Origin of the sequence: Microcoleus sp. B3-D2 (assembly GCF_036705345.1) — a bacterium.
In the GTDB taxonomy this organism is placed as follows: Bacteria; Cyanobacteriota; Cyanobacteriia; order Cyanobacteriales; family Microcoleaceae; genus Microcoleus.
In genome coordinates, this window is sequence record NZ_JAUBUG010000059.1 from 19,076 (window position 1) to 45,687 (window position 26,612).

Sequence of the window (26,612 nt, forward strand, 5' to 3'; positions counted from 1 at the left end):
TCAAAAACAAACAAAAGCCGATCGGCTAAAATTACTAAAAATCTTGCTTGAGGCATATAGACAAAACTAGAATATGCTTCAACAAATATCATAAACTAGCAGTAATAGCGCAACCGAGAGTAATTAAATGTCACGTTCTCCTATACAAAATTCCTCCGCAAATACTCCCAGCCAATCTCATGTTGCATCCTTGCGCCGAATCCGCCGGATCAGCCATTTACTAGACAATGCAATTCCGATTCCCGGCACAAAATACCGCATTGGACTCGATCCAATATTAGGACTGATACCGGGCGGCGGCGATTTAATCAGTTCAATTTTTGCCGGCTATGTTGTCTTCAAATCCGCTCAAATGGGAGTGCCTCAAGAGACTTTAGTAAAAATGGCAGCTAATATCGTATTTGATACATTTGCCGGTACTGTACCCGTTGCCGGAGACTTGTTGGATGTTACTTGGAAAGCTAATGTCAAGAATATAGAATTGCTGGACGCTCATTTAGGTTCCCCTGAACCTGGGAAAAAAGCCGATTGGCTATTTGTGGCGGGGCTGCTGTTGGGTTTGATGTTAATTGTCGGAGGCGTGATTTTCTTGAGCGTGATGCTTTTTGGGTGGCTATTTCAAGTAATTACAGGGCGTTAATCTTTGGTTGGAGGCTGAAGATAAATCACTCTGTTTGTGTCATATTAATAGCATCTAATCGGGGAAAGTATTCCTTAAAAATCTTCTTTGAGGATGATTAATAGCAGGGAAAAACATCTTGGTTTAACTACCCGTAGGCTGCGTTGCTTTTTTTTCTCCCTAAACAAAGAGCGATAATCTCACATATCTGTACATTACAAACAGGGCGAGTGAAAACAAACCCAACACTTTTTTGGCTGCAATACTTGAGAAAAATAATATCAGTATCAGCTACCAAAAAACAGGGAGTGCGAGCCATCTTCAATAAATACTAAAATGTGTCAGTGTTTTAAAATTTAACCAACCCATACCAAGAAAAGTTCTGAGCCTCTTACCAAGAAGAGATATGTGGCAGAAATAGGATCTGTTGAGCAAAGTTTATTAAAGCACTTATGAGACATCAAAGACCAGACAGCATCTCACTTTTGAAACAACTGAGATGCTGTCTGGTCTTTGACCGAAATCGAGGTGAATCCCCACTCTTGTTACATCTCAAATGGGTTTTATAATAAAAAGTAAAGTGATCGCCCTTTGTTGAACTCAAAAAATATATCTTAAGATTGTTGACAAGTGTTATTTGATATGCTATATAACCTAAATTTTCTTTTAAACTAGCTATTGACCGGCTCCCCCTTGAGTCCGATATAGTGATATAATCCAGACTATAATATCAAACTGATATAAATGCTTGAATTATCAGCCCTTGGGCTGCTACAGTTGCAACCCCTCCACGGCTATCGGTTAAAGCAACAACTGGAGCTGTTTATGAGCAGTTGCATCAGCGTCAACTACGGAGCGATTTACCCGCTGCTGAAGCGCTTGGAAGAGCGAGGGGAGATTTCGGTAATAGCCGAAGAAGCCGGAGATGCGGGCTGTCCGCGCAAAATCTACGGAATTACCGCCAAAGGGCGCGAACTCTGGCGGCAAAAAATGCTCGAACACCCTCAAGAAAGCTGGGTTAACAGTGGTTCCCGGTTCCAAATCAAGTTTTTCTTTTTTGGCGAATTAGAACCTGCCGAACGGATGAAATTGTTGGAACACCGCTTGCGAGCCTGTTACACCCGGCAAGACTACATCGAAAGCCTCAAAAGCGAATATCCACTAACCGATGACTATCAATTCGCCTCTGGCGATCGCTGCAAGTCAGTGCTGGCGTCAGAGATAGAGTGGTTAACCGAGCAGCTAGCCAAGGAAAGAAGCGCGATCGCCCGAGTGCGTGAGTTCCCAACCTCCGCTGAATCCGCCGACTCCAAGGAAAAATCCTTGCAACTCACCCACTCAGGTGACTCATAAGAAGGATGTGCAATTATTCCTGCCATCGTAACTTTTGAGATATAACAAGAAGCTTTCCTAAAAAGAATCACTCCCTAGCTTGGCTAACTGCGATCGGACTAAAGCCCTGCACATACCCCAACCTCATTAAAAAGGTACTTTCCAGATTCAATCCTGTTTAAAAGCGCTTGTCCTTATTCCCCCTCTGTTTGAGGGGGGCACCGGAGAAATCAAAGATTCCGCCAAAGTTTCAGTAAGTCAGAAGTTAAAAAAAATCTAAGTGGTGCTGCCCATGAGTTATTCTAAATCCCCAGAATCCGTCGTTGAAGCCCAAGAGCAAAAATCTCCCACACCGGAACAGCACCCAACCGATGCAGACAGCGAGCAACTGCAGGATTTTGCAGCCGTTGCCGGCGATCGCCCCGAACCTGTTGCTAAACGACGATCGCGCTGGCCCCTAATTGCCGCGCTCGCGATCGCCACAGGCGCAGCAGGTTTCGGCTGGTACTCGTGGCAATCGGGTCATAATCGCGCACAGCAACCGGCAGCAGCAGCCCAACCCCCAGGCATACCAGTCAAGCTCGCAGCCGTACAAACCAGCTCAGTCCAAGATTCCTCGGAATTTGTCAGCAGCTTAGAAGCCAAGCGTTCGGTAGAAATCAAACCCGAAGTAGAAGGGCTAGTCACGGAGATTTTTGTCAAATCCGGGGACTTCATAAACAAAGGGCAAGCCATCGCCCGCATGAAAAGCGACAGCGCCCAAGCTGACTTGAGGCAATCCCAAGCCAACCTGATCCGCGCTCAATCCCACTTAGCGGAATTGCAAGCAGGAGCCAGGCCCGAAGAAATCGCCCAAGCTCAAGCCCAAGTCGCCCAAGCCCAAGCCAACCTAGCCCAACTGCGATCGGGCAGTCGGCCAGAAGAAATTGGTCAAGCCCAAGCCCGCGTTTCCCAAGCTGAAGCCGACCTCGCCGACGCCCAAACAGGTAGCCTCTTAGAAGACATCGCCCAAGCCAGAGCGCAAATAGAAGCAAGCACAGCCGAAGCAAAATTAGCCAGCCAGCAGCTTGCCAGATATCAGGCATTGGCAAAAGAAGGTGCAGAATCCGCGAACACCCTCGAACAATACACCCAAAAAGAAGGCACCGCCAAAGCCAATCTCCGAGAAGCTCAAAGGCGGTTCGAGCAGCGGCAAAAGAACAGACAAGCCGAGATCGAGCGCCGGACAGCAGCCTTGCAACAGCAGCGGCAAGCTTTGCGGCAATTGCAAAACGGTTCGCGCCCAGAGGAAATAGCCAAAGCCGAAGCAGAAGTCGCACAAGCCAAGAGCAGATTAGCCCAGTTAGCCAACGGTACTCGCCAAGAACAGATCGATCAAGCCCAAGCGCAAGTTGCCGAGGCCGCCGCTCAAGTGCGCGGTTTTGAAGTACAACTGCAAGAAACTGCTGTCATCGCGCCCTTCGCGGGAGTCATCGGCGACATACCAGTGAAAGTAGGTGATTACTTGCAAAAAGGTAACGCCATTGCCACCCTGACAGAGAACCAATTGCTAGACTTGCGGTTATCAATTCCTTTGGAACGGCAGCCTCAATTACGCTTAGGGCTGCCAGTACAAATGCTCGACGCTCAAGGTAAGGCGATCGCCCAAGGTCAAATCAGTTTTATCTCCCCCAACGTCAGCGCCAATTCCCAAACAATTTTAGCTAAAGCCACCTTTCCCAACCCCAGCGGCGAACTGCTTAATCTCCAGTTTGTAAAAGCTAAAGTCATCTGGAAACAGAACCCCGGAATTTTAGTTCCAGTAACAGCAGTCACTCGCTTAGGTGGAGAAACTTTTGTCTTCACAGCTCAAAAGCCAGAACAGCCACAACCTGGAGCGCCACCTTTAATAGCACGGCAAAAGTCCGTAAAATTGGGAGCCATTGAGGGGAATAATTATCAAGTTATCGAAGGTTTGCAAGCAGGCGAAAAAATTGTTACCGCAGGCATCCTTAACCTCACAGACGGTGTTCCGATTATGGCTCAACAACCCGAGGTGCCAGAAGGGAAAAAGACCCAATTACCAGTGGGTAGCAAAAATTAATATCTGAATTAGGTTGAACCAGATTTTCAAGATTTACAGGATTAAATTGAGGGTGACTAAAATTAATCCTGTTCATCCTTAAATCCTTAAATCCCGAACACCATTAGCAATTACTCATTAGCCATCCGCAACTACCCATTACCCAAATAATGTTTGCAGATTTCTTTATTAAACGACCTGTCTTTGCTAGCGTCTGCGCCTTCATTATTGTTTTGGTAGGCGCAATCAGCATTCCCACATTGCCGATCGAACGCTTCCCCGACATCAGCCCCACCCAAATCAACGTCACAGCCAACTATAGCGGTGCGAATGCTGAAGTTGTCGAAAATGCGGTAACAAACATCCTAGAAAGGCAAATCAACGGCATTGAAGGACTGAAATATCTAACTTCCAGTAGCACTAACAGTGGAACTAGCACCATTACAGCCACCTTTGATACTTCCCGCGACAAAGATATCGCCGCCGTCGATGTGCAAAATCGAGTTGCAGTTGCTCAACCACAACTGCCAGATGTCGTACAACGCACAGGAGTTACAGTTACAAAACAATCTAACAGCCTGCTGCTGGCTATAGGATTATTCACCGAAAATAAAGAATACGATACCATATTTTTAAGCAACTACGCCGACCTCTATTTAGCCGACACTTTAAAGAGAGTAAAAGGCGTGGGCGACGTGCGAATTTTTGGGGAAAGACGCTATGCTATGCGCCTGTGGATAGACCCCAATAAATTAGCTGCTCGGAAGCTAACAATGCAAGATGTAACAAGAGCAATTAATGAACAAAACTTGCAAGTTGGTGTAGGAAGAATTGGTCAAGAACCAGCTCCCGAGGGGCAAATGTATCAGATTGATTTGAGTGCAGAAAGTCGTCTAAAAAGCCCCACAGAATTTGAAGACCTAGTTATTAAAAGCGAAGCAAATGGAACTTTAATTAAGTTAAAAGATGTCGGTAGAGCAGAATTAGGAGCAGAAAATTATAACTCTTTCCTGCGATTTCGAGGGAATGACGCTGTGGGTTTAGGGATTTACCAATTACCCGGAAGTAATGCTCTAAATGTTGCCCAGGCCGTCAAAGCAGAAATGGCAAAATTAGCTAAAAACTTCCCTCCGGGGGTGATACATAGAACCGCACTAGATACGACTCAATTTGTCCAAGAGTCAATGGCAGAAGTAGTCAAAACTCTGTTTGAAGCAGTCTTGCTAGTGGTGATAGTTATTTTTGTTTTCCTGCAAGATTGGCGCACTACGATTATTCCCACCCTCACAATTCCGATTTCGTTGATTGGGACATTTGCCTTTATCAAAGCTTTCGGCTTTACGATTAACAGTTTGTCTCTATTTGGTCTTACCTTAGCAACAGGTTTAGTGGTTGATGACGCTATCATCGTAGTCGAAAATATTGACCGTCTAGTCCGCCAAGGTATGAATGCCCGCCAAGCAGCTTCCGAGTCAATGCGGGAACTTTTTAGTGCTGTAATTGCCACTTCCTTAGTATTGATGGCCGTGTTCGTACCCGTGGCATTTTTCCCAGGGACAACGGGAGCACTCTATAAACAATTTGCCCTGACAATTGCTTTTTCCGTTCTGCTTTCTACCTTTATGGCGGTTACTCTTACTCCCTCACTTGCCGCTATATTACTGCGCCCAGGTAAGAAGTTTGGCGGCCCGTTGGGTTGGGTGTTTAACCGGATTAATATTTTTCTGGATTGGACGCAAAAGAAATATAGAGATTCCTTAATATTCTTAACACGATTTAAAACCATTGTTACCCTGTTGTTTATCGCTTCTCTGGGATTCACCGCTTGGCTTTATTTAGCAGTACCGACCGCATTTATCCCAGAGGAAGACCAGGGCTATTTTCTGACAATTATTCAAGGGCCTCAAGGTGTTTCACTGCAATACACCCAGCAGGTGATGGACAAAGTTGAACAAGAAATCCTCAAAGTTCCTGAAGTTGTGGGGACTTTTTCTGTAGGTGGCTTTGGTTTTAGTGGTAACAGTTCCAACCAGGGGATTATATTTACTACACTTAAAGGCTGGGAAGAACGTCACGGAGAAGATCAAACTGTACAAGCGATTATTGGTAAGTTGCGGGGTAAGTTTTTCTCGATTCCCGAAGCGAGAATTTTCCCCGTGAATCCGCCTGCGATTCAAGGTTTAGGTCAATTTGGGGGTTTCCAATTTCAATTGCAAGACCGCAAAGGTAACAGCGGTTTAGATGGCTTAGTCCAGACTATGGGCGGGATTTTAAAGCAGGCAAATCAGACACCGGGATTGCAAGCGGTATTTAGTACGTTTGCTGCGAATACGCCTCAATTAATTGTGGAGGTTGACCGCAATCGAGCTAAGGCTCTAGATATTCCCATTAATGATGTTTTCAGTACGCTACAAACGGCTCTGGGGGCTCAGTATGTGAATGATTTTAATCTCCAGCAGCGCAATTATCGGGTGTATGTTCAGGCGGATAAACAGTTTCGTGATAACCCTGAAGATATTGGGAAATTGTATGTGCGTTCTGGAAAGAATGAAATGATTTCTTTGAGCAATTTGGTGAAGATCACTCCGGTGGTGGGAGCGCAAAGTGTTAACCACTACAATTTATATAGGTCAATTGAAATTACTGGCACTCCGGCTCCGGGAGCGAGTTCTGGACAGGCGCTAAAATCGATGGAAAAGGTGTCGGCTCAAGTTTTGCCCTCGGGTTTTGGCTATGAATGGTCGGGGAGTTCTTTAGAAGAAATTGAGTCGGGCGGTCAAGCACCGATTATTTTCGGTTTGGGGCTGATTTTTGTGTTTTTGGTGTTGGCGGCTCAGTACGAAAATTATGTCGATCCTTTCATTATTTTGCTATCGGTGCCTCTGGCGATTTTAGGTGCTCTTTTAGCTCAGTCGTTGCGGGGTTTGGCGAATGATGTTTATTGCCAGATTGGTTTGGTGATGTTGATTGGGTTGGCTAGTAAAAATGCGATTTTAATCGTGGAGTTTGCTAACCAGTTACGGGAGCAGGGATATTCAATTGCTAAGGCGGCAGTTGAGGCTTCTCAAGAGCGTTTACGACCGATTTTGATGACTTCTTTATCATTTGTTTTGGGTATTGCTCCTCTGGTTAACCCAGAAGGTGCGGGTGCAGCGAGCCGCCGATCGCTAGGGAATGCGATCGCGGGGGGAATGGTTGTTTCTACTGTCTTGAGTTTGTTTATAGTGCCGGTTCTGTATGTGGTGGTTGTCTCGGCTCGCGATCGCTTTAGGAAGCGCGATCGCCCGCAAAATCCGCCCGAGGATGGCACAATTTTGAACGGGAAAACAACTCACCACGAGGAGATTGAACGCGATAAAGTATCGCCGTTGTAGTTGGTAAGTTGAAAAGGCGATCGTTTTGTGAGTTGAATTGGTGCGATCGTCCAAAACCCGCCAATCCCGCATCAAAACCCCCAAAGTCCCCCGATTAGTCCGGGGATCAATTCTTCAATCCAAAATCCAAAATCGAAAATCCAAAATGGATTGACGGCGGCCCCCATCTGCGGCTACGCTTTGAAGTTAGAGGTTGCTTGCTTGTAGAGGAGGCAGCCCGCGTCGCCCAAAAATCTAGTTGCACTGCCCAAAGCTGTTGGTAGCAGCAATGGACAGCTAACCGCCAAACTGATCACAGCAGTCTGGAGGCTAACGGAGTATCTTAACATCCTCTGTAGCCGCCCTGCTATGCGTTGAAAAGCGGGGCGGCTGGGTTTTTGGGTTTTTCTAGAAAACCCAAAACCAGGAGAACATAATATGTCACAGGAATTCGTGCCTGACGACAACCAATCCGATCGCCCAAATGACGACTCAGCAGCAGTATGCGAACAGGAAGTGGTGCTGTTAACGGTTGTCGGTTCGCCGAAGGGTGTCAGGGAAACCATACTCACTTTGTACCGACTGGGATTTGCCGAAGTCGGCGATTGGAGTCCCCTACAACGTGCGGCTAATCCGAAGCAGGTGATGAGCCTACTGATCCGCCGTTCGCGGGCTAACGGTACACCGCCGAGAAAATCTGGACGGTAAGCTGCGCTGTCATTTTGATTGAAGCGAAAAATCTTCGTGGGGTGGGCGTCTCGCCCGCCCTAAAAATACAATTACTTACTGGGCGTTGATATTGGATTTCAGGGTAAAAGTAAGAGACTTGCGATCGCAGGCAACAATTTACTGCAAGCTTCTACCAACGTCGCCGCACTAGGTAAACCAGCAATAGTCCCTTTCAGAATCTTCATTGCCGTTTTTCCCGCCTTTTGCATTGTGCTTTCTTGAGGATTTTTCCCTACTTCTGCCAAAGCTTTTACCTGTTCCAAGGCTTCCGCTTTATCCTCATCAGATAAATTAGTTTCCGCCCCGATTGCGGCTTGTAACTGGGTTAACAATTCTTTGATTCCCGGTTCATCTGGTTTAGCAGAATCAGATAATTGATTAATTTCATTGGCAACAGTACCATTGAGATCGCCTAAACTTAACGCTCCTGCACCACTAGCGTTAATGGTTCCGCCTGACATTTCAATCTTACGACTTTGGTCGATTTGGTCACTCATAGCTTTACTCTTTGATGTAGATTTAACTTCATTAATGAATTTAACATTAACAGGTGGCGGAGTCAACAATTTGACCACTTCATTCAGATTTAAATTTTTAGTAGATCCTGCTTTCACTAAGTCTTCAAAAACCTCATTATAATGTTTTTGAATGGCAATAATTTCATCTTTAGCTTTTAATTGCTCGGCTTGTCTTTGAGCTTCTAGCCTTGCTTGATAAACTTCGTCCCAAATTTGCTCAACTTTACCCTTATCCGTTCCTTCGGGAACTTTGAGAGTCAGTAAAACATCGTTTTCTTTCTTCTCAACTCCTTGAATTGACTCCGGTGTAATGTTGGGAAATTCTTGCATTAACTTCTGAAAAGCGGCGGTAAAAGCTTCTGGGTTAAGCCCATCTTTGATCAGGATTTGCACGGTTTCCATAATCTTTTTATAGAGTTTCTCGAAATCCCCCGGTTCAAAACATTTACTGATGTGGTGAGGGCGACGTTCGCGATCGCCAGTTCCCGGTTGGGGATATTCTAGAAGATAAACAAACCGACAGTCAACGCGATCGAGCTTTGTATTAGCGTCAATGTTCCAAGCTTCCAAACAAGCACCTGTAAAATAAGCTGCTGTAAAATCTGTTGCCAAGGCTTGAGTTTCAGTGAGGTTTGCCAATTCCAAATTACCTTGATGCAAAGTTGCTTCGCTGAGATTAGCCTGCTTGAGATTAGCATAGCTGAGATTAACACCTATCAAGTTTGCGCCTTGGAGATTCACAGCAACATAGGATTTTTTGTAGCCGTTTCCAGTGATGAGTAATTCTCGGACGCGGGTATCAGCTAATATCGATTTACCGACTCGCGCGCGATCGAGTTTTTCTGTTTTGTGGAAGCAAGTGCGAGTGAGATTGGCTCTTCTAAAATCTGTACTTTTGAGGGTTGCCTCAGTGAAATTGGCATCAGTTAAATCGGCATTGCGAAAGCTAGTGCCACCTGTAGTGGCAAAGGCAATGGCGATGTTGCGAATCAAGGCCTGTTTTTCATCCCCAGCCAGGGCACGCCAAGCAATGTAAATACCTAGTGCTGCCACTGCCGCTGCCGTTGCGCCTGCCCCTGCCGCTGCCGTTGCCCCTGCCACTGCCGCTGCCGTTGCCCCTGCCACTGCCGCTGCCGTTGCCCCTGCCACTGCCGCTGCCGTTGCCCCTGTCGTTGCCCCTGCCATTGCCACTGCCACTGCCGCCCATGCCCATGCCGCTGCCCCTGCCGATGCCAATGCCCCTGCCCCTGCCAATGCCCCTGCCCCTGCCACTGCCGCTGCCACTGGCACTGCCACTGCCGCTGCCGCTGCCACTGCCACTGACACTGCCGCTGCCGCTGCCACTGCCCCTGTCACTGCCCCTGCCCCTGCCCCTACCACTAAACCTTGGCGCAGGGTAACAATAAAGAAGATTGCCAAAACTATCAGCAATAAGACACCTGGAATAATCGTGTACTGTTTGATGTTATTTGGAGTCAAAAATAGTGTTACCCAAGCAGTAGTCAATCCTGACATCAATCCCGATATTGCCGATAGAAATAGCGAGATAGTTACTATAAAAATTGTCCAGCGGCGTTGCAGTCCAGCCTTGGCACCGGTGAAGTCAGCTTCTCTGAGGATGGCATTGGTGAAGTTTGCGCCTCGGATGTCTGCACCGATGAATTTTGCACCTGTGAGGTTTTGACCTTTGAAGTTGTGACCTCGGAGATTTTTACCGGAGAAGTCTTTGGGCATGATTTCACGCAGGGATATAATATTATGTCCAGTCAATTAATGACGACTACAGTGCGAGCGTCTAGCTCGCGAGCCTTACGCTCTTACTACACAATCATTATTAGCGATTACCGAAACATAATATGATAACTATTTAATCAAAAATCAAATAATCCAAAATATCATGTTGCATTATATCCAAAAAAGCCTTTAGAGTTTGTTCATAACTAATTCCATCAGCGAGATATTTCAACAAGTCATAAACCGTAATTGTCATACCTCGAATACAAGGTTTACCACCTCACTTACCCGGTTCGATAGTAATGATATTAGCGATTTCTTGTTCTGATAAGGAACTTTTCCTTTAGCTTATTTTCTTAATTATAGGCTAACAAAGGGATAGAGCGCTCCTAACGTTTGGTAGTTTCCAGCATTTTATTAGTTCCTTTAATTTCCTAATTCACTTTAACTCAATCCCCCCACAGCCAGCACTCCCCTCAAGTCCCATCAGGGGCGTGCCCGGAGTCATTTTGGGTATCTTTTCGCCGATCGCCCTCCATCGTGCAATAATAATATGACTTGCACAAAAACTCTATTAGTAGGTAAATCTTGCCTACCTTACCGCTACATATAGCGTCTCAACTGTCAACCCGTGCAAGTTCCCAATTAAACCGGCTGTTGCACTACACAAATTTTTCCTAATGGCTGAAGTCCCCCTAAATCCCGCAGAACTTGCAGAAGCCCTCAACGGCTTTACCGATATCAATTTCCAATTGCCAGACCCCGAAGACGAACAAATACCAGAGTTTGATTTTGAAAATCAGGTTGACAATGCCTGGAAAGTGTGCGATCGCTTCGACTTGCAAACCGACATTTGGCGGGGACGCATTCTCCGAACAGTCCGAGACAGAGAAAAAAAAGGCGGCGAAGGACGCGGTACTGGCTTTTTGAACTGGCTCAAAGAAAGAGAAATTGGCAAAAGTCAAGCCTATTCTTTGATAGAATTAGCTAATAGTGCCGATACTCTGATCCAGCAAGGAGATTTAGACCCAGATTCCATTAGAAACTTCAGCAAAAGAGCCTTTGTAGAAACCGCCAAAGCATCTCCCGAAGTCCAGCAAATGGTAACAGATGCAGCAGCAAGTGGCGATCGCATCACCCGCCGCGAAGTCAAACAACTATCCGACGAATGGATGGCAATGAACTCAGATTTATTGCCAGAAGAAGTCAAAGAAAAAGCATCTACCGGTTCTCTACCTTCCCGCTACCTCGCTCCTTTAGTCAAAGAAATGGAGAAACTCTCCCCATCTCACCAAAGCGAAATTCAAAAAGAAGTAGCAGAAAATCCCGACGTAGATACTGTCAAACAGCTAACATCCGACGCCAAGAACTTATCAAAATATCTCGACGCCGCTGCCCAAGTGCAAGCTCTCAATCAGTCTCATTTAGACATGGAAATGGCCTTAGAAGAATCTTTGCGAGTAGGCTGTTTGGGAACCACCGCAGACGTTGTAAAACAAGCAGCACAGCTCGAACAAACAGTAGTCAAACTCTACACGATTTGGAAGCGTTTAGGCAGTTTGGCAGATAGATTGTACGTGGATACAGGAGCAAGCACACCCAATTTGCGGTTGCTTTTGGGATGCTTGGACACTCTTTCGGGAGAAAAGATAGAAGTGGATTTCGGAGACGGAGAACGCTCTATTCGCTTGCAAATTTTTAGCGAATAGCTCAACCTTGACCGCAGATAAACGCCCACATCCAGGGTGAATATCTGCGTCGAGTCCTGTTCATCTGCGGTTAAAATTTCTGATTTTTTTCCAAAGAAATCGGGGATTCAAATAACGCCGATATTTGGTAACTACTTCTTTCCCCAACAGCAGTACGCTAATCCAAAAACAAACTTCCGCCCCAACAGCCAGAACGACAGATAAAGTAGTTTTTTGGGTAATGTCCAGCGGCAGGAACGGTACAACCAAAAAGATTGCCAGCCACGGCAAAAAAGATATGACAAATAAAAACAAACCGAGCTTTTGCATAGATACACATTATAATACAGCTTTGATATTCCCTTTATCTCTTAGTCCACTTGGAGTGAACTTCGTTTGTATAGTAGCGAGTTCAATCGCCGAGTGACTACAAATTCACATCTTGTACCAATGTCAGCAACAGGCAAGATGCCTGTTCCACAAATACTAAATGTTCTTGTGGAACAGGCATCTTGCCTGTTCTTGAGAATGGTTCCACAAATGACTACAAACTTAATTGCCAAGCATCTCCACCTCAATTCTTAATCCCCGTCGCCGCAATCCCTCTAATAAACTGCCGTTGACCGGCCAAAAACAGCAACACCACCGGCACAGTTCCAATTACCACCGCCGCCATCAACAACTGCCAACTGCTAGTAAACTGTTCCTGAAACTCAGCCAAAACCAACTGCACAGTCCGCAACTCCGGCCGCGTCGTAAACACCAGCGGCTTAAACAAATCGTTCCACTCCCCGATAAACGTAAACAAAAACAGCGTCACCAAAGCAGGGCGGGCCAAAGGTAACATCACCTGCCACAAAACCTGCCAGCGGTTAGCCCCATCCAGCATTGCAGCCTCCTCCAACTCCACCGGAACAGTCATAAAATACTGGCGCAGCAGAAAAATCCCAAAACCGTTAGCCGCCGTAGGCAAAATCAGCGCCCCGTAAGTATTCAGCAGATGGCCCCACTTCAAAACCATGAAAATGGGAATCACCAAAAGCTGAAAGGGAATTACCAGCGTTGCCAAAACCCCCAACACAATGGCCTGTCGCCCCCGAAACTTCAGCCTGGCCAAAGCATAACCGGCCAAAGCAGAAGTTACAACCTGAAAACCCGTCACTGCCAGCGCCACTAGAGTAGAATTAAGGAATGCCAACAAAAAATTGCCCCGTCGCCAAGCCTCCTGATAGTTCGCCAAAGTCAAGCCTGTGGCCTTGACACCAACACCAGATGGTGACAGCGAAACCAAAAATACAGCAGCCAGCGGCAGCAGCACCAGCGCAGCCCCCGCCAGCAACAAAATAAAACTCAGCAGTTCCAGCGATTGAGACCTGTCAAAGGATTTACCCATAAATTTGTGAATTAACCTAAAATAATAAGCCTGTGAGGTTCTACAACCCGATCGCCTCCCAGAGGATTCCCATACAACAACATAATATGTCGTAGAGGGAAAGAAGGAGTACCAAGCGAGAAAGTTGTGGTTAGGATATAATGTTACAGATAGAGTTGGTACTGTAAAACCCTTAAAGGTGGAGACATAGACCGTATTTCTATCATCTATTTCCGGGCACAAGATCGACTAACGACTAATTCAAGTAATTAGTAAATAGATAGCATTCTAGCGATAGTCTTTCTGGAGTGTTCGACGGCAAAAGTCCGGCAAACACGCTGAGGACGCCAGTTTTTCCCGGAACGTCAAAGAAAAGTTCTTTGTCGAAAGAATCCTCAGCTATAATCTCTGATTTAGATGGGGTGCGTTCAAAAAAGGTAAAGTGCACTGTCACTGACCCCCAATTTTAAAGGGGTTTCCAAACATCCCACAAGCTTATATGAGGAGAATACATATCTATGCCCCAGCTTGAGGCCAGCCCAACAATTGACTTTCAAACCGAAACTTACAAAGATGCTTACAGCCGCATCAACGCCATTGTGATTGAAGGCGAACAAGAAGCTCACGACAATTACCTGACACTGGCCGAACTGTTGGCTGACAAAAAAGCAGAGTTAGTTGGCTTGTCCAAGATGGAAAACCGCCACATGAAAGGCTTCCAAGCTTGTGGCCGGAATCTTAAAGTCACGCCCGACATGGCATTTGCCAAAGAGTTCTTTTCGGAACTGCACAAAAACTTCCAGACGGCAGCGGCCCAAGGTCAGATTGTAACTTGCTTGTTGATTCAATCGCTAATTATCGAGTGTTTTGCGATCGCAGCTTACAACATCTACATCCCCGTCGCCGATGACTTTGCTCGCAAAATCACCGAAGGCGTCGTCAAAGAAGAATACAGCCACCTCAACTTTGGGGAAGTCTGGCTGCAAGCTCACTTTGAGGAATCCAAAGCGGAACTAGAAGCCGCCAACCGCCAAAACCTGCCCATCATCTGGAAACTGCTAAACGCTGTCGCAGACGATGCCCGCGTCTTGGGAATGGAAAAAGACGCTTTAATCGAAGACTTTATGATTGCCTACGGCGAAGCTCTAGGCAACATAGGCTTTAACAACCGCGATATCATGCGGATGTCAGCACAAGGCCTCGCCGCCTAGTTAATTCGGAAATAAGGAATGGGAAAAAAATTAAAAATTAAAAATTAAAAATGGGATAACTCATTTTTAAATATAAATTTTTAATCTTCCCATCTTCCATCTTCCATCTTTCATCTTCCACCTTCCATCTTCCTTCATTTGACAACTTAATGTTTGGTCTAATCGGTCACTTAACCAGCTTAGAACACGCCCAATCAGTAGCTAACGAGCTGGGCTATCCAGAATATGCCGATCAAGGTCTCGATTTTTGGTGCAGCGCACCGCCCCAAATAGTTGATCATATCACGGTAACAAGCATCACTGGACAAAAAATAGAAGGCCACTATGTGGAGTCCTGTTTTCTGCCAGAAATGCTCGCCACTCGCCGGATTAAAGCAGCCACTCGCAAAATCCTTAATGCGATGGCACACGCTCAAAAACACGGGATTAACATCACTGCTTTAGGCGGCTTTTCTTCGATCATTTTTGAGACTTTCAACTTGCAGCAAATTAAGCAAATTCGCAATCTCAAGTTGGAGTTCGAGCGCTTCACCACTGGTAACACTCACACGGCTTATATCCTCTGCCGCCAAGTAGAAGAAGCAGCCCCCAAATTGGGGATTGAACTTTCAAAAGCCACTGTAGCCGTTTGCGGTGCTACTGGCGATATTGGCAGTGCTGTCTGTCGCTGGCTCAATGTTAAAACAAATGTAGCAGAATTGTTGCTCATTGCCCGCGACAAAGAACGATTGCAAGATTTGCAATCGGAATTGGGGCGCGGCAAAATCATGGATTTGGAAGAAGCCCTGCCCCAAGCGGATATTGTAGTGTGGGTAGCCAGTATGCCAAAGGGAGTAGAAATTGACCCTAAGACATTGAAGCAACCCTGTTTATTGATTGACGGTGGCTATCCGAAAAATTTGGCAACTCAGGTTCAGCATCCCGGAATTTACGTACTAAATGGCGGGATTGTGGAGCATTCCCTCGATATTGAGTGGAAAATTATGAAGATTGTCAATATGGATGTACCGGGCCGACAGTTGTTTGCGTGTTTTGCCGAATCAATGCTGCTGGAATTTGAAAAATTGTATACCAATTTTTCTTGGGGACGGAATCAAATTACTGTGGAAAAGATGGAGCAAATCGGTCTTATTTCTGTCAAACACGGTTTCCGACCTTTATTAATGTCAGTTTGATGTTAAGAGTCAACAGTTAAATTTGAAATTTTAACTGTTGACTCTTTCGTTGGCATCGGAATAATATTTTTCGGAGTGCAGCGCGAGCTTCCGGATAGCTATATGATAATTATGATGTGACCAAATTTGATATCATACAAAATTTAAAACCCAAAGTTGGCAATTTTTCCGTCTTTTTTACTATCCCCAGACAGGGTAGGATCGGAAAATAGTCGATCGACCAAACCTCAAAACCTTATAGAAATTATCAGCGTGGCAAACCCCGACCGCAAACCACTACTCCTAGATTTTGAAAAGCCGCTGGCGGAACTAGAAACCCGAATTCACCAGATCCGCGAACTCGCCGAAGAAAACAGCGTCGATGTTACCGACGAAATTCGCAAACTCGAAGCTCGCTCGACACAACTGCGACAAGAGATTTTCAGCAGCTTGTCCCCCATGCAGCGGCTGCAACTGGCCCGTCACCCGCGTCGCCCCAGCACCCTCGATTACATTCAGGCAATTAGCGACGAGTGGATCGAGCTTCACGGCGATCGGCGCGGCGGAGACGACCCGGCCCTCGTCGGCGGCATTGCCCGCATAGACGGGCGTCCCACAGTCATCATCGGCCATCAAAAAGGTCGTGACACTAAAGACAATATCGCCCGCAACTTCGGCATGGCTGCTCCCGGCGGCTACCGCAAAGCCCTGCGGTTGATGGAACACGCCGATCGCTTCGGAATGCCAATTTTCACGTTTATCGACACTCCCGGGGCTTGGGCGGGCTTAGAAGCAGAACAGCTCGGACAGGGAGAGGCGATCGCCTGCAACCTCCGAGAAATGTTTCGCCTCGACGTTCCCATTATTTGCACCGTCATCGGCGAAGGCGGTTCCGGCGGCGCCTTGGGTATCGGTGTCGGCGAGCGGCTGTTGATGCTGGAACATTCTGTCTACACCGTCGCCACCCCCGAAGCTTGTGCGGCCATCCTCTGGAAAGACTCTGGCAAAGCTAGTTTGGCTGCAGAAGCCCTCAAAATCACCTCCTGGGATTTGAAAAACCTCGGCATTCTCGATCAAATAGTACCCGAGCCGATCGGTGGCGCTCACTCGAATCCCCTCAAAGCCGCTTCCATGCTCAAACAAGCTTTGTTGGAAAACTTAGCAGAACTCACACAGCTTACGGCTCAGCAGCGACGCGAACTTCGGTATCAAAAGTTTCGCCATATCGGTGTGTTCACTGAAATTTCTGCTTGAGCCGATCGATTCAGAGTTATCAGTTATGTAGTGAACAATCTCTTAACTTCCAACTCCTAACTGATAACTCACTATTCTGCGGATCTGTCAGCAGTGTTATAATTTCTCAGGTGACACGGCTTAACAGTTCTTAATGTTCATCTCATAATTAACTGTTATCGCCCGCAGCAGACAGTTGTCTAATTTGCCTCAGAAGGCTGCAACGCTGTAGGGGGTTGCCGAGCGAAAGTATTAGGACACTGAATGAACCATCCAACAACAAAGCAGGCTCTGATAACCGGAGCCAGCAGCGGTATTGGCAAAGCGACGGCTCTAGCGTTCGCCGCCGAGGGCATAAATCTGGCATTAGTTAGCCGAGAGTCGGAAAACTTAGAAGCCGTTGCCGCAGCAGCCCGAGAAGTCGGAGTGAAAGCAGAAGCTTATCCCTTAGACTTGGCAAAAATTGAGCAAGTGCAAAGCAGCATCAGCGCGATCGCATCTCAATTGGGTTCCGTAGATATCCTGGTCAACAGCGCTGGCATGGGCTACACCGGCTCATTGACGGAAACGCCCCTAGCCGACTGGCAGAGCGTTCTAGACCTTAATCTTACAAGCGTTTGGCAGTGCATTTTAGGAGTTTTGCCCTCCATGCGCGATCGCGGATCGGGAATCATCATCAACGTTTCCTCGATCGCGGGCAGCCAAACCTTCCCCAACTGGGGAGCCTACTGCGTCAGCAAATTCGGTCTCATGGCTTTGTCTAAAACCTTAGCCGCCGAAGAACGGGCTCACGGAATTCGCGTAACAGCAATCTGTCCGGGTTCTGTCAATACTCCCATGTGGGACACAGACACCGTACACGCCGACTTCGATCGCACCGCCATGTTAACCCCAGAAATCGTCGCCCAATCAATTCTGCACGCAGTTCAGTTGCCAGCAAGTGCAGTAATTGAAGAAATCACGCTCATGTCGAACGCAGGAGTTTTGTGAACTTGAGATTTTAGACTGCTGGATTTTTCTCGAATTCCACAATCTTTGAATCTCTAGCTATATCCCCCTATCGAAAATCTCAAATCGATTTACCCTCACACCAACTTGTTATGACAATTGCATCTTCCACCGATTCCAATGGCTCGAACCCACTCTCGACTGACAGCATGAAACTGTTACAAACCGCAGAGAACAACATCCCGCGAATCCCCACTCGACCCGATCGCAATTCATCGCACGGTCAAGAATCCAACGTACCCGTACCCTCAGAAGTAGGCCAGGAAGAAATGATGGCCGCCGTTCGGACAATGCTGCTGGGAGTAGGGGAAGACCCCGAACGCGAAGGATTGCTCAAAACCCCGAAGCGGGTAGCAGAAGCAATGCGGTTTCTCACCAGTGGCTACAGTCAATCCCTCGAAGAACTCCTCAACGGCGCTATCTTTGACGAAGGTCACAACGAAATGGTACTGGTGCGAGACATCAGCGTATTCAGTATGTGCGAACACCATATGCTGCCGTTTATGGGCCGAGTTCACATCGCTTACATTCCCAACCAAAAAGTAGTGGGACTGAGCAAATTAGCCAGAATTGCCGAGATGTACAGCCGCCGGTTGCAGGTGCAAGAACGTTTGACGCGCCAAATTGCCGAAGCAGTTGAGACAATATTGGAACCGCAGGGAGTAGCTGTAGTAATGGAAGCCAGCCATATGTGCATGACGATGCGGGGCGTGCAAAAACCCGGTGCTTGGACGGTTACGAGTGCAATGTTGGGCGTCTTTCAAGATGAACAGAAAACTCGCGAAGAATTCCTGAATTTGATCCGCCACCAACCGGCATTCTTTTAGTCAGTTGACAGTTGACAGTTGACAGTTGGCAGTTGGCAGTTAACAGTAATTAGTAGGTTGGGTTGAGGGACGAAACCCAACATAATCTATCAAGCAAGGCTAATGACAGCTAACAGTCAGCAGCTAACAGTCAGCAGTCAACAGTCAATAGCCAGAGTAAAGGCTGTGGGAGCAATTCCATAATCTAAAATCTAAAATCTAAAATCTAAAATCAGATGACGATCGACTAATAAACCCATAAAATAGACGGGTGACTCATGACTTGTGACTAAATGAATCCTATTAAATTCGGTACAGATGGCTGGCGCGGCATCATTGCTGACGATTTTACATTCGATCGCGTGGCGTTAGTCGCTCCCTTAGCGGCACAAGTTCTCGCACAAACCGGCGGCAGCGATGGCAGCAGCGGTACCGTAATTGTCGGTTACGACCGCCGATTTCTGGCTGAAGAATTTGCCAAAACAGCGGCTGTTGCCGTCCAAAACGCAGGATTTGACGTGCTGTTGAGCGAATCCTACGCCCCTACTCCAGCTTTCAGTTTAGCTGCTAAACAATTAAATGCTTTGGGTGCGATCGTCCTGACAGCCAGCCACAATCCCGGTCCATATTTAGGGTTAAAAGTCAAGGGCGGATTTGGCGGTTCAGTTTCGCCGGAAGTTACTCAACAGATAGAAGCCAAACTCGACAATCCGGCGGCACTTTCAGCAACTCCCGGGAAATTGGAGAATTTCAATCCTTGGCCGGCTTACTGCAAAACCTTGCGGGAAATGGTAGAGATTGAGGCGATTAAAGAAGCGATCGCCAGCGGCAAAATTACAGTATTTGTAGATGTAATGCACGGTGCCGCAGCCGGAGGATTAGCTCAAATTTTAGAAGAAACAGTGCACGAAGTCAACAGCGATCGAGATCCGCTGTTCGGCGGCGGTGCACCGGAACCTTTGCCGCGCTACCTGTCGCAGTTATTTCGGGTGATGCGTACTCACCAGCGAAAAAGTTCTGGTTTGTCGATCGGATTTGTATTTGACGGAGATAGCGATCGAATTGCAGCCGTTGACTCTAGCGGCAACTTTCTCAGTTCACAAATCCTCGTTCCCATATTAATCGAACATCTAGCAAAACGGCGCGGCTTGACGGGGGAAGTCATCAAAACAGTCAGCGGTTCAGACATAATTCCCAAAATTGCCAAGCTGTACGACTTGCCTTTATTTGAAACGCCGATCGGTTACAAGTATATAGCCGATCGAATGTTAACCACCCAAGTCTTAGTCGGCGGCGAAGAATCGGGAGGAATTGGCTACGGTACGCACATCCCCGAACGAGATGCTTTGCTGTCAGCGTTGTACTTGTTAGAAGCAGTTGTCAAATCCGGGGAAGACTTAAGCGAGATTTACAGCCGACTCCAACAAGAAACAAGCTTTACTTCAGCTTATGACAGAATAGACTTGCACCTAGCAAACATGGAAGAAAGGTCGCGTTTGCTGTCGCTGCTGCAAAATCAACCCTTAACAGAAATCGCAGGCAAAGCAGTTGTAGATTGCAACAAAGTTGACGGATATAAATTCCGTTTGGCTGACGGAAGCTGGCTGTTAATTCGGTTTAGCGGAACCGAACCCGTGTTGCGGTTGTATTCAGAAGCTGCGACTTTGAAAGAAGTTATGCAAAACTTAAACTGGGCGAAAGCTTGGGCGCATAATTAATGGGACTTTTTAACCGCAGATAAACGCAGATGAAAGCGGATAAATTGATATCCAATCTCTCTTTCTCCGTGTCCTCCGCGCCCTCTGCGGTTAAAAAAATCTTCTTCACCAATAAAATAGTAGTGCCATAGCAATCATCCCCTCCATTGTGAACTCTTTCTCTTCTCTTCCTTCGCGTCCTTAGCGTCTTCGCGGTTCGTCAAAAAAAATCTTACTCACCAAGGAAATACTATTGCTATATCAGATAAATTTTAGGATAAAAGAAGATGGCATACAGCGATTTCAGCCTTGCGAGAGTCAAAAAAGATTTTGGATTAACCTTAGATGAAAGTCGCAATTTATTTTGCGAGACAAAACCAGTTTCACCATCCGAAATTTTAACAACCATCCTGATTGATTATGTACCCCTAGCCACTTTTATTTCCACAGAAAAAGCTCGTTCAGAATTTTTAATTGCCCCGATTTTAGCCGAAGTTCGGCGATTGTTAAACAAACGAGTTTCTCTTTTTTCCGGTAAGGATTTTACTGTCGATCCAGAAAGAGGTTTGCAAGGATTTTGCGATTATATTATTAGCGGATCTTCAGAACAATTGTTCATCAGTGCTCCGGTTATAACAATTTTTGAGGCAAAAAAGGAAGATATCATTGGCGGTTTGGGTCAATGCGTGGCCGCAATGGTAGCGGCTCAATGTTTCAATCGAAACCAAGACACTGAGGTCGATCGCATTTACGGCGCGGTGACGACGGGTACTAACTGGAAATTCTTGATTTTGGAGGAAACTACTGTTTATATCGATCCGATTGAATACTATATTCAAGATGTTGATAAGATTTTGGGAATTTTGTTGCAACCATTTTCCCAATCTTTTGTTAATATGGAGCCGTAAGTTTTAAGAGAAATAATGACCGATCGCAAATTGCTAGTTGTAGCTACGGGCAATCCGGGTAAACTCAAGGAAATGCAAGTTTACCTGCAGGATTTGGGATGGGAATTGGAACTAAAACCGGAAGAGTTGGAAATCGAGGAAACAGGCGAAACTTTTATTGCTAATGCTTGCTTGAAGGCGTCTGAAGTGGCAAAAGCAACGGGCAAATGGTCGATCGCCGATGATTCTGGTTTAATGGTAGACGCACTCGACGGCCAACCTGGGATTTACTCCGCACGCTACGCCAAAACCGATGCTGACAGGATATCTCGACTTCTCAAAGAATTGGGAAGCGAACACAACCGGGAAGCACAATTTGTTTGCGCGATCGCTATCGCCCGTCCCGACGGTACAATTGCCTTGCAAGTAGAAGGAATTTGCCGAGGCGAAATCCTGCACACTCCTCGCGGTACGGGAGGTTTCGGATACGATCCCATTTTCTACGTACCCGCACAGCAACAGACTTTTGCCGAAATGACACCGGATATCAAGCGATCGTACTCTCACCGCGGTCGAGCATTCCAGGCTTTATTACCACAAATGGCTAATATTGTCAACCCGTAATGCGGAAAAAAGCCAAAACATGGGGTAACTGTGGCATTGGATATTGACACTTAGGTATTAAAACTAAACAGGAAAGAGGTTTTTCGTTGGTAATGACCAGTTACCGATGACCAATTACCAATGCCCTGTTTGGCCAATGCCCAATGCCCCAGTATTTTAGATTGCCTCCAAGTTCTTTTCCCCAGTCCGAATCCGAATAATTTGTTCTACAGGAGAGATGAAAATCTTGCCGTCGCCAATCTCGCCCGTGCGGGAAGCCGCGATAATTTTATCAACCACCATGTCAACCTGATCGTTTTCCACAACAATCTCGACTTTGAGCTTTTGCAAAAACTCAACGGTGTACTCAGAACCGCGATAGCGTTCTGTCATGCCCTTCTGACGGCCAAAACCTCTAACTTCAGAAACAGTCATCCCCACAATACCAGCATTGACGAGTGCGATTTTCACTTCGTCTAGTTTAAAGGGGCGAATAATAGCTTCAACCTTTTTCAAGTTTCTCACTCCTAACAGTTAGTACCTTCGTTATATTACTTAATCGGCGTGACATCTTTTAATATCACTGCCAGCAGCAAGTATTTTGTCAAGTATATTACCCTATCTCGTACTCGCGATGAAATGCACGCCAACCTTTAACAATCTTCTCGGATTTTCCGGGCGAGCGGGTTCTCGGTTCCGGCTGATCGCGGTAGAGTTAAGAAGACTGCAGCAGCCGTCCCCCGCCGATCTGCTAAAACAGAAAAAGAACGCAGGAGACAGGAGTTTTCCGAGTTTCCGCTTTGCTATGTCAGATTTGCACGTATTGCTGAAAACTATAATTGCCAGAAGCGGTCAGTTAAACTATTCCTATGCACCCAGCCAGCCCTCCCCCTGACCGCAGCGGGCTTGATGCCCTACTGAGAAATCGCCCCTTCCTCGCCTTGTGGACGGGCCAGTTATTAGCCCAAGTGGCGGATAAAATCTTTTACGTATTGCTGATTATTCTACTAAAAACAGGCGACTACCTACCCTGGCCTGTTTCTTGGCAGCATTCGGGAAATTCTATGCTGTCAGCGGTGATGATCGCCTACACAGTGCCGGCGATCGTCTTTGGTTCCGCAGCCGGTATCGTCGTAGACCGCTTTTCCAAAAAGCAAATGCTGATCGCCTGCAATGTGATTCGAGCCGGGTTGATTGTAGCTTTGCCGTTTTTGCCCAAAGCTTTTGTGGTTTTGTTGGCGATGACGTTTTTGATCTCTACCGTAACGCAATTTTTTGCTCCTGCAGAAGCGGCAGCCGTCCCCCTAGTCGTGGGGCGAGAGGGACTGATGTCAGCAAATGCTCTGTTCGCCTCGTCCACAATGGGCGGGATCATTATCGGGATGACGATCGGCGAACCGCTGTTTAGTTGGGTCAAACACAGCTTCGGATCAGCTTCTCAAGAGTTTTTGCTGGGCGGGTTGTACCTGATATCAGCAGGTTTGATCTATGCCATGCAGATCAAAGAAGGTCATGTCGGCAGCAGTGCCAAAAACGTCCATCCTTGGCAAGACCTCAAGGAAGGTTTGCGGTATGTGAAACACAATCACCTTGTCAGCAACGCGATGGTGCAGTTGACGATTTTGTATTCCGTGTTTGCGGCGCTTCAGGTGCTGGCGATCGCACTTTCAGGCAAAATAGGTCTCAAAGAAACTCAATTTGGCTTTTTGCTAGCTGCTGCAGGAGTCGGAATGGTCTTCGGCGCAGGCTTTTTGGGACACTGGGGCAGTCGGTTCCACCACAAACCTCTGCCGTTAATCGGTTTCTTGATGATGGGTTTTGTATTAGCAATGTTTGCCTTTACCCGACAGTTGTGGGTGGGATTCGCATTGAGTGCTCTGTTCGGTTTTGGTGCTTCGTTAATTAACGGGCCGATGCAGGCTCTGATTCAAGAAAAAACTCCAGAATCAATGCGGGGCAAGGTCTTTGGATTGGAAAACAATGCGATTAATATTGCTCTGAGCGTGCCTTTAGCGATTACCGGCCCGCTGACAGATGCTGTCAGCAAAGCCGTCCGATCGGATGACCTCGGCTTGCGGATCGTGTTACTGAGTTTGGGCTTTTTGGTCTCAGTGATGGGCATGGTAGCTTGGCGACATACCCGCAAAGTCTTGCAGGATGTTCTCTGAACTTTGGCAAGAAGGAAGAATGCAGACGGAAGGAAGAGGGAAGAAGAAGGAAAAGGGCTTTCTTTTCGCGATCGATCTCTAACATAGCAACCGCTCTGATGATTAGGACGTTCTTAATTGCTGAAACGATTGTTTTTCTTGTCGGATGCCGAATCACGAATGCTCTAAAAGGGTGATATCACGGTAAACCGGCATAGAAGCCGCGATTTCCTCTGTTTCTTTTCTTCCTCTGCTGTTCCACAATGTCTCGATCGGGCGAACCCTCTCCGAGCGCGAAATCTTTCGTAAAATCTCACCACTTAAATTTTCATAGTTTCATTAATTAAGATTAAAGTAGTATAAAAGCTTTCATTAAAAATCATAATTAGTTTAAGGAAGGAAATTCTGTGCAACTAAAAACTAAAGTGACCATCAGACGTGCAACTGGTGGATTTGCTCTGATTGACAGCTTGATCCGCCACGGCGTCAAGCATATTTTTGGTTATCCAGGCGGCGCAATTCTGCCGCTTTACGACGAACTCTACCGCGCTGAAGAAACTGGCGCTATCAAACATATTCTGGTGCGCCACGAGCAAGGTGCTGCTCACGCGGCCGACGGGTACGCCCGCGCTACCGGACAAGTTGGGGTTTGTTTCGCTACTTCGGGCCCTGGCGCAACTAATTTGGTGACGGGGATTGCGACGGCCCACATGGATTCGATCCCGATGGTAATTATTACCGGTCAGGTTCCCCGTCCGGCGATCGGCACTGATGCGTTTCAGGAAACAGATATTTACGGGATTACCCTGCCAATTGTCAAGCATTCCTATGTAGTGCGCGAGCCGGGAGATATGGCGCGAATTGTGGCTGAAGCTTTCCACATCGCGAGTACAGGGCGGCCGGGGCCGGTGTTGGTTGATGTACCCAAGGATGTGGGTTTAGAAGAATTTGACTATCTGCCCGTGGAACCCGGATCGGTGAGAATTCCGGGCTATCGGCCGACGGTGAAGGGCAATCCCCGCCAGATTAATCAAGCGATTCATTTGCTGAAGGAAGCGAAGCGTCCTTTGCTTTATGTGGGCGGCGGGGCGATCGCGGCGGGGGCCCACGAGGAAATTAAGGAACTGGCCGAACTTTTCCAATTGCCGGTCACGACAACGCTGATGGGCAAAGGTTGCTTTGACGAAAACCATCCTTTGTCGGTGAAAATGCTGGGGATGCACGGCACTGCTTACGCTAATTTTGCCGTTACCGAGTGCGATTTGCTGATTGCTGTGGGGGCGAGGTTTGACGATCGCGTGACCGGGAAATTAGACGAGTTTGCCGCGCGCGCAAAGGTGATTCACATCGATATCGACCCGGCGGAAGTAGGCAAAAATCGCGGCCCTGATGTGCCGATTGTCGGAGATGTCCGCCATGTTTTGATCGATTTGCTGCGCCGCTGTCGGGAAACTGGAGTTTCGGGGAAGACCGGACAGACTGCGGAATGGCTGCACAGGATCGATCAGTGGAAACAGGACTATCCGTTAGTTGTGCCTCATTACCCCGACATTTTGTCTCCGCAACAGGTGATTTCTCAGTTGGCTACTCAAGCGCCGGATGCTTACTACACAACAGATGTCGGTCAACATCAAATGTGGTCGGCTCAATTCTTGAACAACGGGCCGCGCCGCTGGATTTCTAGCGCTGGTTTGGGCACGATGGGTTTCGGGCTGCCGGCGGCGATGGGCGCGAAAATGGCGCTGCCCAATGAGCAAGTGATTTGTATTGCTGGCGATGCTAGCGTGCAAATGAATATTCAAGAGCTGGGAACATTAACACAATACGGCATTAATGTCAAGATTGTGATTGTAAATAACGGCTGGCAGGGAATGGTGCGGCAGTGGCAGCAGGCTTTCTACGGGGAGCGTTATTCGTCGTCGAATATGACTGTAGGGATGCCGGATTTTGTGATGCTGGCTGAAGCTTACGGGGTGAGAGGGATGCTGGTTTCGCGGCCGGAGGAACTCAAAGATGCGATCGCTCAAATGCTCGCCCATGACGGCCCGGTGCTGATGAACGTGAAGGTGACGAGGGACGAAAACTGCTATCCGATGGTAGTTCCAGGTAAGAGCAACGCTCAAATGGTTGGTTTGCCCGAACGCAGCAAGTTGCAATCTGCGGAGTTGGTTTATTGTCCCAGTTGCGGCGCGAAGAATGTTTCGAGCAATAAGTTTTGTCCTGAGTGCGGGACAAAAGTTTAACGAGTTTTGAGTGGGGACTTAGGCTGTGCCTATTAGTCTCAACTTAAGGTCAAACGTAGTCATAGACTGCTGTTTATCGTCGAGGCCAGATCCCCCCTAGCCCCCCTTAATAAGGGGGGAACCGGAGCGATCTCACAGTCCCCCTTATTAAGCTATGCCTTACTCACATCTTTCTTAACAAAATCAGGCTTGACATCTGGGGGGGAATGGGTGGAA

At 47.2% G+C, this 26,612-nt stretch carries 23 protein-coding genes; 16 read left to right on the forward strand and 7 right to left on the reverse strand.

Annotation, left to right across the window (positions count from 1 at the left end; translation table 11 throughout):
- Positions 1 to 127: 127 nt before the first annotated feature.
- The 4 genes from QUB14_RS20890 to QUB14_RS20905 all read left to right on the forward strand — a co-directional run bounded on the left by QUB14_RS20890 (position 128) and on the right by QUB14_RS20905 (position 7,387).
- Positions 128 to 640 (forward strand): DUF4112 domain-containing protein, encoded by a 513-nt coding sequence (locus QUB14_RS20890; RefSeq protein ID WP_333214843.1) that lies wholly within the window; start codon positions 128 to 130, stop codon positions 638 to 640.
- 723 nt (positions 641 to 1,363) lie between these two features.
- The gene (locus QUB14_RS20895) at positions 1,364 to 1,972 is read left to right on the forward strand and encodes a PadR family transcriptional regulator (protein ID WP_333214844.1); all 609 of its coding nucleotides are present in this window, start codon (positions 1,364 to 1,366) and stop codon (positions 1,970 to 1,972) included.
- 271 nt (positions 1,973 to 2,243) lie between these two features.
- Positions 2,244 to 4,034 carry an efflux RND transporter periplasmic adaptor subunit gene (locus QUB14_RS20900; RefSeq protein WP_333214845.1) on the forward strand — a complete coding sequence of 597 codons (1,791 nt, stop codon included), beginning with the start codon at positions 2,244 to 2,246 and terminating at the stop codon, positions 4,032 to 4,034.
- Between the two features lie 149 nt (positions 4,035 to 4,183).
- Positions 4,184 to 7,387, forward strand: a complete 3,204-nt coding sequence (locus QUB14_RS20905; protein WP_333214846.1) for an efflux RND transporter permease subunit — start codon at positions 4,184 to 4,186, stop codon at positions 7,385 to 7,387.
- A gap of 173 nt (positions 7,388 to 7,560) precedes the next feature.
- On the opposite strand, the gene QUB14_RS20910 is transcribed toward QUB14_RS20905, so the two are convergent.
- Positions 7,561 to 7,716 carry a hypothetical protein gene (locus QUB14_RS20910; protein WP_333214848.1) on the reverse strand — a complete coding sequence of 52 codons (156 nt, stop codon included), beginning with the start codon at positions 7,714 to 7,716 and terminating at the stop codon, positions 7,561 to 7,563.
- 88 nt (positions 7,717 to 7,804) lie between these two features.
- On the opposite strand from QUB14_RS20910, the gene QUB14_RS20915 reads away from it, so the two are divergent.
- The gene (locus QUB14_RS20915) at positions 7,805 to 8,074 is read left to right on the forward strand and encodes a hypothetical protein (RefSeq protein WP_333214850.1); all 270 of its coding nucleotides are present in this window, start codon (positions 7,805 to 7,807) and stop codon (positions 8,072 to 8,074) included.
- A gap of 98 nt (positions 8,075 to 8,172) precedes the next feature.
- On the opposite strand, the gene QUB14_RS20920 is transcribed toward QUB14_RS20915, so the two are convergent.
- The gene (locus tag QUB14_RS20920; RefSeq protein ID WP_333214852.1) at positions 8,173 to 10,347 is read right to left on the reverse strand and encodes a pentapeptide repeat-containing protein; all 2,175 of its coding nucleotides are present in this window, start codon (positions 10,345 to 10,347) and stop codon (positions 8,173 to 8,175) included.
- Between the two features lie 133 nt (positions 10,348 to 10,480).
- Positions 10,481 to 10,603, reverse strand: a complete 123-nt coding sequence (locus QUB14_RS20925; protein ID WP_445251812.1) for a hypothetical protein — start codon at positions 10,601 to 10,603, stop codon at positions 10,481 to 10,483.
- 424 nt (positions 10,604 to 11,027) lie between these two features.
- Here QUB14_RS20925 and QUB14_RS20930 point away from each other — a divergent pair, with 424 nt between their 5' ends.
- Positions 11,028 to 12,056: a hypothetical protein gene (locus QUB14_RS20930; RefSeq protein WP_190740533.1), complete on the forward strand. Its 1,029-nt coding sequence runs from the start codon at positions 11,028 to 11,030 to the stop codon at positions 12,054 to 12,056.
- A 60-nt stretch (positions 12,057 to 12,116) separates the two neighbouring features.
- On the opposite strand, the gene QUB14_RS20935 is transcribed toward QUB14_RS20930, so the two are convergent.
- The 3 genes from QUB14_RS20935 to QUB14_RS20945 all read right to left on the reverse strand — a co-directional run bounded on the left by QUB14_RS20935 (position 12,117) and on the right by QUB14_RS20945 (position 13,855).
- Complete coding sequence (locus tag QUB14_RS20935) at positions 12,117 to 12,365, reverse strand: transporter suffix domain-containing protein (protein WP_333214855.1); 249 nt, start codon at positions 12,363 to 12,365, stop codon at positions 12,117 to 12,119.
- A 244-nt stretch (positions 12,366 to 12,609) separates the two neighbouring features.
- Positions 12,610 to 13,428: a carbohydrate ABC transporter permease gene (locus QUB14_RS20940; RefSeq protein WP_333214856.1), complete on the reverse strand. Its 819-nt coding sequence runs from the start codon at positions 13,426 to 13,428 to the stop codon at positions 12,610 to 12,612.
- A gap of 235 nt (positions 13,429 to 13,663) precedes the next feature.
- The gene (locus QUB14_RS20945; RefSeq protein ID WP_190738254.1) at positions 13,664 to 13,855 is read right to left on the reverse strand and encodes a hypothetical protein; all 192 of its coding nucleotides are present in this window, start codon (positions 13,853 to 13,855) and stop codon (positions 13,664 to 13,666) included.
- A 70-nt stretch (positions 13,856 to 13,925) separates the two neighbouring features.
- Here QUB14_RS20945 and QUB14_RS20950 point away from each other — a divergent pair, with 70 nt between their 5' ends.
- The 8 genes from QUB14_RS20950 to rdgB all read left to right on the forward strand — a co-directional run bounded on the left by QUB14_RS20950 (position 13,926) and on the right by rdgB (position 22,027).
- A complete protein-coding gene (locus tag QUB14_RS20950) occupies positions 13,926 to 14,618 on the forward strand; it encodes an aldehyde oxygenase (deformylating) (protein WP_190738253.1) in 693 nt (230 codons plus the stop codon).
- 149 nt (positions 14,619 to 14,767) lie between these two features.
- A complete protein-coding gene (locus tag QUB14_RS20955; protein ID WP_006633353.1) occupies positions 14,768 to 15,793 on the forward strand; it encodes a long-chain acyl-[acyl-carrier-protein] reductase in 1,026 nt (341 codons plus the stop codon).
- A gap of 252 nt (positions 15,794 to 16,045) precedes the next feature.
- The gene (gene accA, locus QUB14_RS20960) at positions 16,046 to 17,026 is read left to right on the forward strand and encodes an acetyl-CoA carboxylase carboxyl transferase subunit alpha (protein WP_190738252.1); all 981 of its coding nucleotides are present in this window, start codon (positions 16,046 to 16,048) and stop codon (positions 17,024 to 17,026) included.
- Positions 17,027 to 17,269: 243 nt separating this feature from the next.
- Complete coding sequence (locus QUB14_RS20965; RefSeq protein ID WP_333214861.1) at positions 17,270 to 17,995, forward strand: SDR family oxidoreductase; 726 nt, start codon at positions 17,270 to 17,272, stop codon at positions 17,993 to 17,995.
- A gap of 110 nt (positions 17,996 to 18,105) precedes the next feature.
- Positions 18,106 to 18,840, forward strand: coding sequence for a GTP cyclohydrolase I FolE (folE, locus tag QUB14_RS20970; protein WP_333214862.1), 735 nt, complete (start codon positions 18,106 to 18,108; stop codon positions 18,838 to 18,840).
- A gap of 272 nt (positions 18,841 to 19,112) precedes the next feature.
- On the forward strand, positions 19,113 to 20,537 hold the full coding sequence (locus tag QUB14_RS20975) for a phosphoglucomutase/phosphomannomutase family protein (RefSeq protein WP_333214864.1): 1,425 nt from the start codon (positions 19,113 to 19,115) through the stop codon (positions 20,535 to 20,537).
- A gap of 266 nt (positions 20,538 to 20,803) precedes the next feature.
- On the forward strand, positions 20,804 to 21,424 hold the full coding sequence (locus QUB14_RS20980; RefSeq protein ID WP_333214866.1) for a hypothetical protein: 621 nt from the start codon (positions 20,804 to 20,806) through the stop codon (positions 21,422 to 21,424).
- Between the two features lie 15 nt (positions 21,425 to 21,439).
- Positions 21,440 to 22,027 carry an RdgB/HAM1 family non-canonical purine NTP pyrophosphatase gene (rdgB, locus tag QUB14_RS20985; RefSeq protein WP_333214869.1) on the forward strand — a complete coding sequence of 196 codons (588 nt, stop codon included), beginning with the start codon at positions 21,440 to 21,442 and terminating at the stop codon, positions 22,025 to 22,027.
- Between the two features lie 156 nt (positions 22,028 to 22,183).
- On the opposite strand, the gene QUB14_RS20990 is transcribed toward rdgB, so the two are convergent.
- A complete protein-coding gene (locus QUB14_RS20990; RefSeq protein ID WP_006633346.1) occupies positions 22,184 to 22,522 on the reverse strand; it encodes a P-II family nitrogen regulator in 339 nt (112 codons plus the stop codon).
- A 353-nt stretch (positions 22,523 to 22,875) separates the two neighbouring features.
- On the opposite strand from QUB14_RS20990, the gene QUB14_RS20995 reads away from it, so the two are divergent.
- Positions 22,876 to 24,174: an MFS transporter gene (locus QUB14_RS20995; protein WP_333214871.1), complete on the forward strand. Its 1,299-nt coding sequence runs from the start codon at positions 22,876 to 22,878 to the stop codon at positions 24,172 to 24,174.
- Positions 24,175 to 24,560: 386 nt separating this feature from the next.
- Positions 24,561 to 26,396 carry a biosynthetic-type acetolactate synthase large subunit gene (gene ilvB, locus QUB14_RS21000; RefSeq protein ID WP_190658751.1) on the forward strand — a complete coding sequence of 612 codons (1,836 nt, stop codon included), beginning with the start codon at positions 24,561 to 24,563 and terminating at the stop codon, positions 26,394 to 26,396.
- The last annotated feature ends 216 nt before the right edge of the window (positions 26,397 to 26,612 follow it).

What these genes read in the sequence shown, in the direction of transcription:
- QUB14_RS20890 (WP_333214843.1), top strand. Translation starts at nt 128, where the DNA reads ATGTCACGTTCTCCTATACAAAATTCCTCCGCAAATACTCCCAGCCAA.
- QUB14_RS20895 (WP_333214844.1), top strand. Translation starts at nt 1,364, where the DNA reads ATGCTTGAATTATCAGCCCTTGGGCTGCTACAGTTGCAACCCCTCCAC.
- QUB14_RS20900 (WP_333214845.1), top strand. Translation starts at nt 2,244, where the DNA reads ATGAGTTATTCTAAATCCCCAGAATCCGTCGTTGAAGCCCAAGAGCAA.
- QUB14_RS20905 (WP_333214846.1), top strand. Translation starts at nt 4,184, where the DNA reads ATGTTTGCAGATTTCTTTATTAAACGACCTGTCTTTGCTAGCGTCTGC.
- QUB14_RS20910 (WP_333214848.1), bottom strand. Translation starts at nt 7,716, where the DNA reads ATGTTAAGATACTCCGTTAGCCTCCAGACTGCTGTGATCAGTTTGGCG.
- QUB14_RS20915 (WP_333214850.1), top strand. Translation starts at nt 7,805, where the DNA reads ATGTCACAGGAATTCGTGCCTGACGACAACCAATCCGATCGCCCAAAT.
- QUB14_RS20920 (WP_333214852.1), bottom strand. Translation starts at nt 10,347, where the DNA reads ATGCCCAAAGACTTCTCCGGTAAAAATCTCCGAGGTCACAACTTCAAA.
- QUB14_RS20925 (WP_445251812.1), bottom strand. Translation starts at nt 10,603, where the DNA reads ATGACAATTACGGTTTATGACTTGTTGAAATATCTCGCTGATGGAATT.
- QUB14_RS20930 (WP_190740533.1), top strand. Translation starts at nt 11,028, where the DNA reads ATGGCTGAAGTCCCCCTAAATCCCGCAGAACTTGCAGAAGCCCTCAAC.
- QUB14_RS20935 (WP_333214855.1), bottom strand. Translation starts at nt 12,365, where the DNA reads ATGCAAAAGCTCGGTTTGTTTTTATTTGTCATATCTTTTTTGCCGTGG.
- QUB14_RS20940 (WP_333214856.1), bottom strand. Translation starts at nt 13,428, where the DNA reads ATGGGTAAATCCTTTGACAGGTCTCAATCGCTGGAACTGCTGAGTTTT.
- QUB14_RS20950 (WP_190738253.1), top strand. Translation starts at nt 13,926, where the DNA reads ATGCCCCAGCTTGAGGCCAGCCCAACAATTGACTTTCAAACCGAAACT.
- QUB14_RS20955 (WP_006633353.1), top strand. Translation starts at nt 14,768, where the DNA reads ATGTTTGGTCTAATCGGTCACTTAACCAGCTTAGAACACGCCCAATCA.
- QUB14_RS20965 (WP_333214861.1), top strand. Translation starts at nt 17,270, where the DNA reads ATGAACCATCCAACAACAAAGCAGGCTCTGATAACCGGAGCCAGCAGC.
- folE (WP_333214862.1), top strand. Translation starts at nt 18,106, where the DNA reads ATGACAATTGCATCTTCCACCGATTCCAATGGCTCGAACCCACTCTCG.
- QUB14_RS20975 (WP_333214864.1), top strand. Translation starts at nt 19,113, where the DNA reads ATGAATCCTATTAAATTCGGTACAGATGGCTGGCGCGGCATCATTGCT.
- QUB14_RS20980 (WP_333214866.1), top strand. Translation starts at nt 20,804, where the DNA reads ATGGCATACAGCGATTTCAGCCTTGCGAGAGTCAAAAAAGATTTTGGA.
- rdgB (WP_333214869.1), top strand. Translation starts at nt 21,440, where the DNA reads ATGACCGATCGCAAATTGCTAGTTGTAGCTACGGGCAATCCGGGTAAA.
- QUB14_RS20995 (WP_333214871.1), top strand. Translation starts at nt 22,876, where the DNA reads ATGCACCCAGCCAGCCCTCCCCCTGACCGCAGCGGGCTTGATGCCCTA.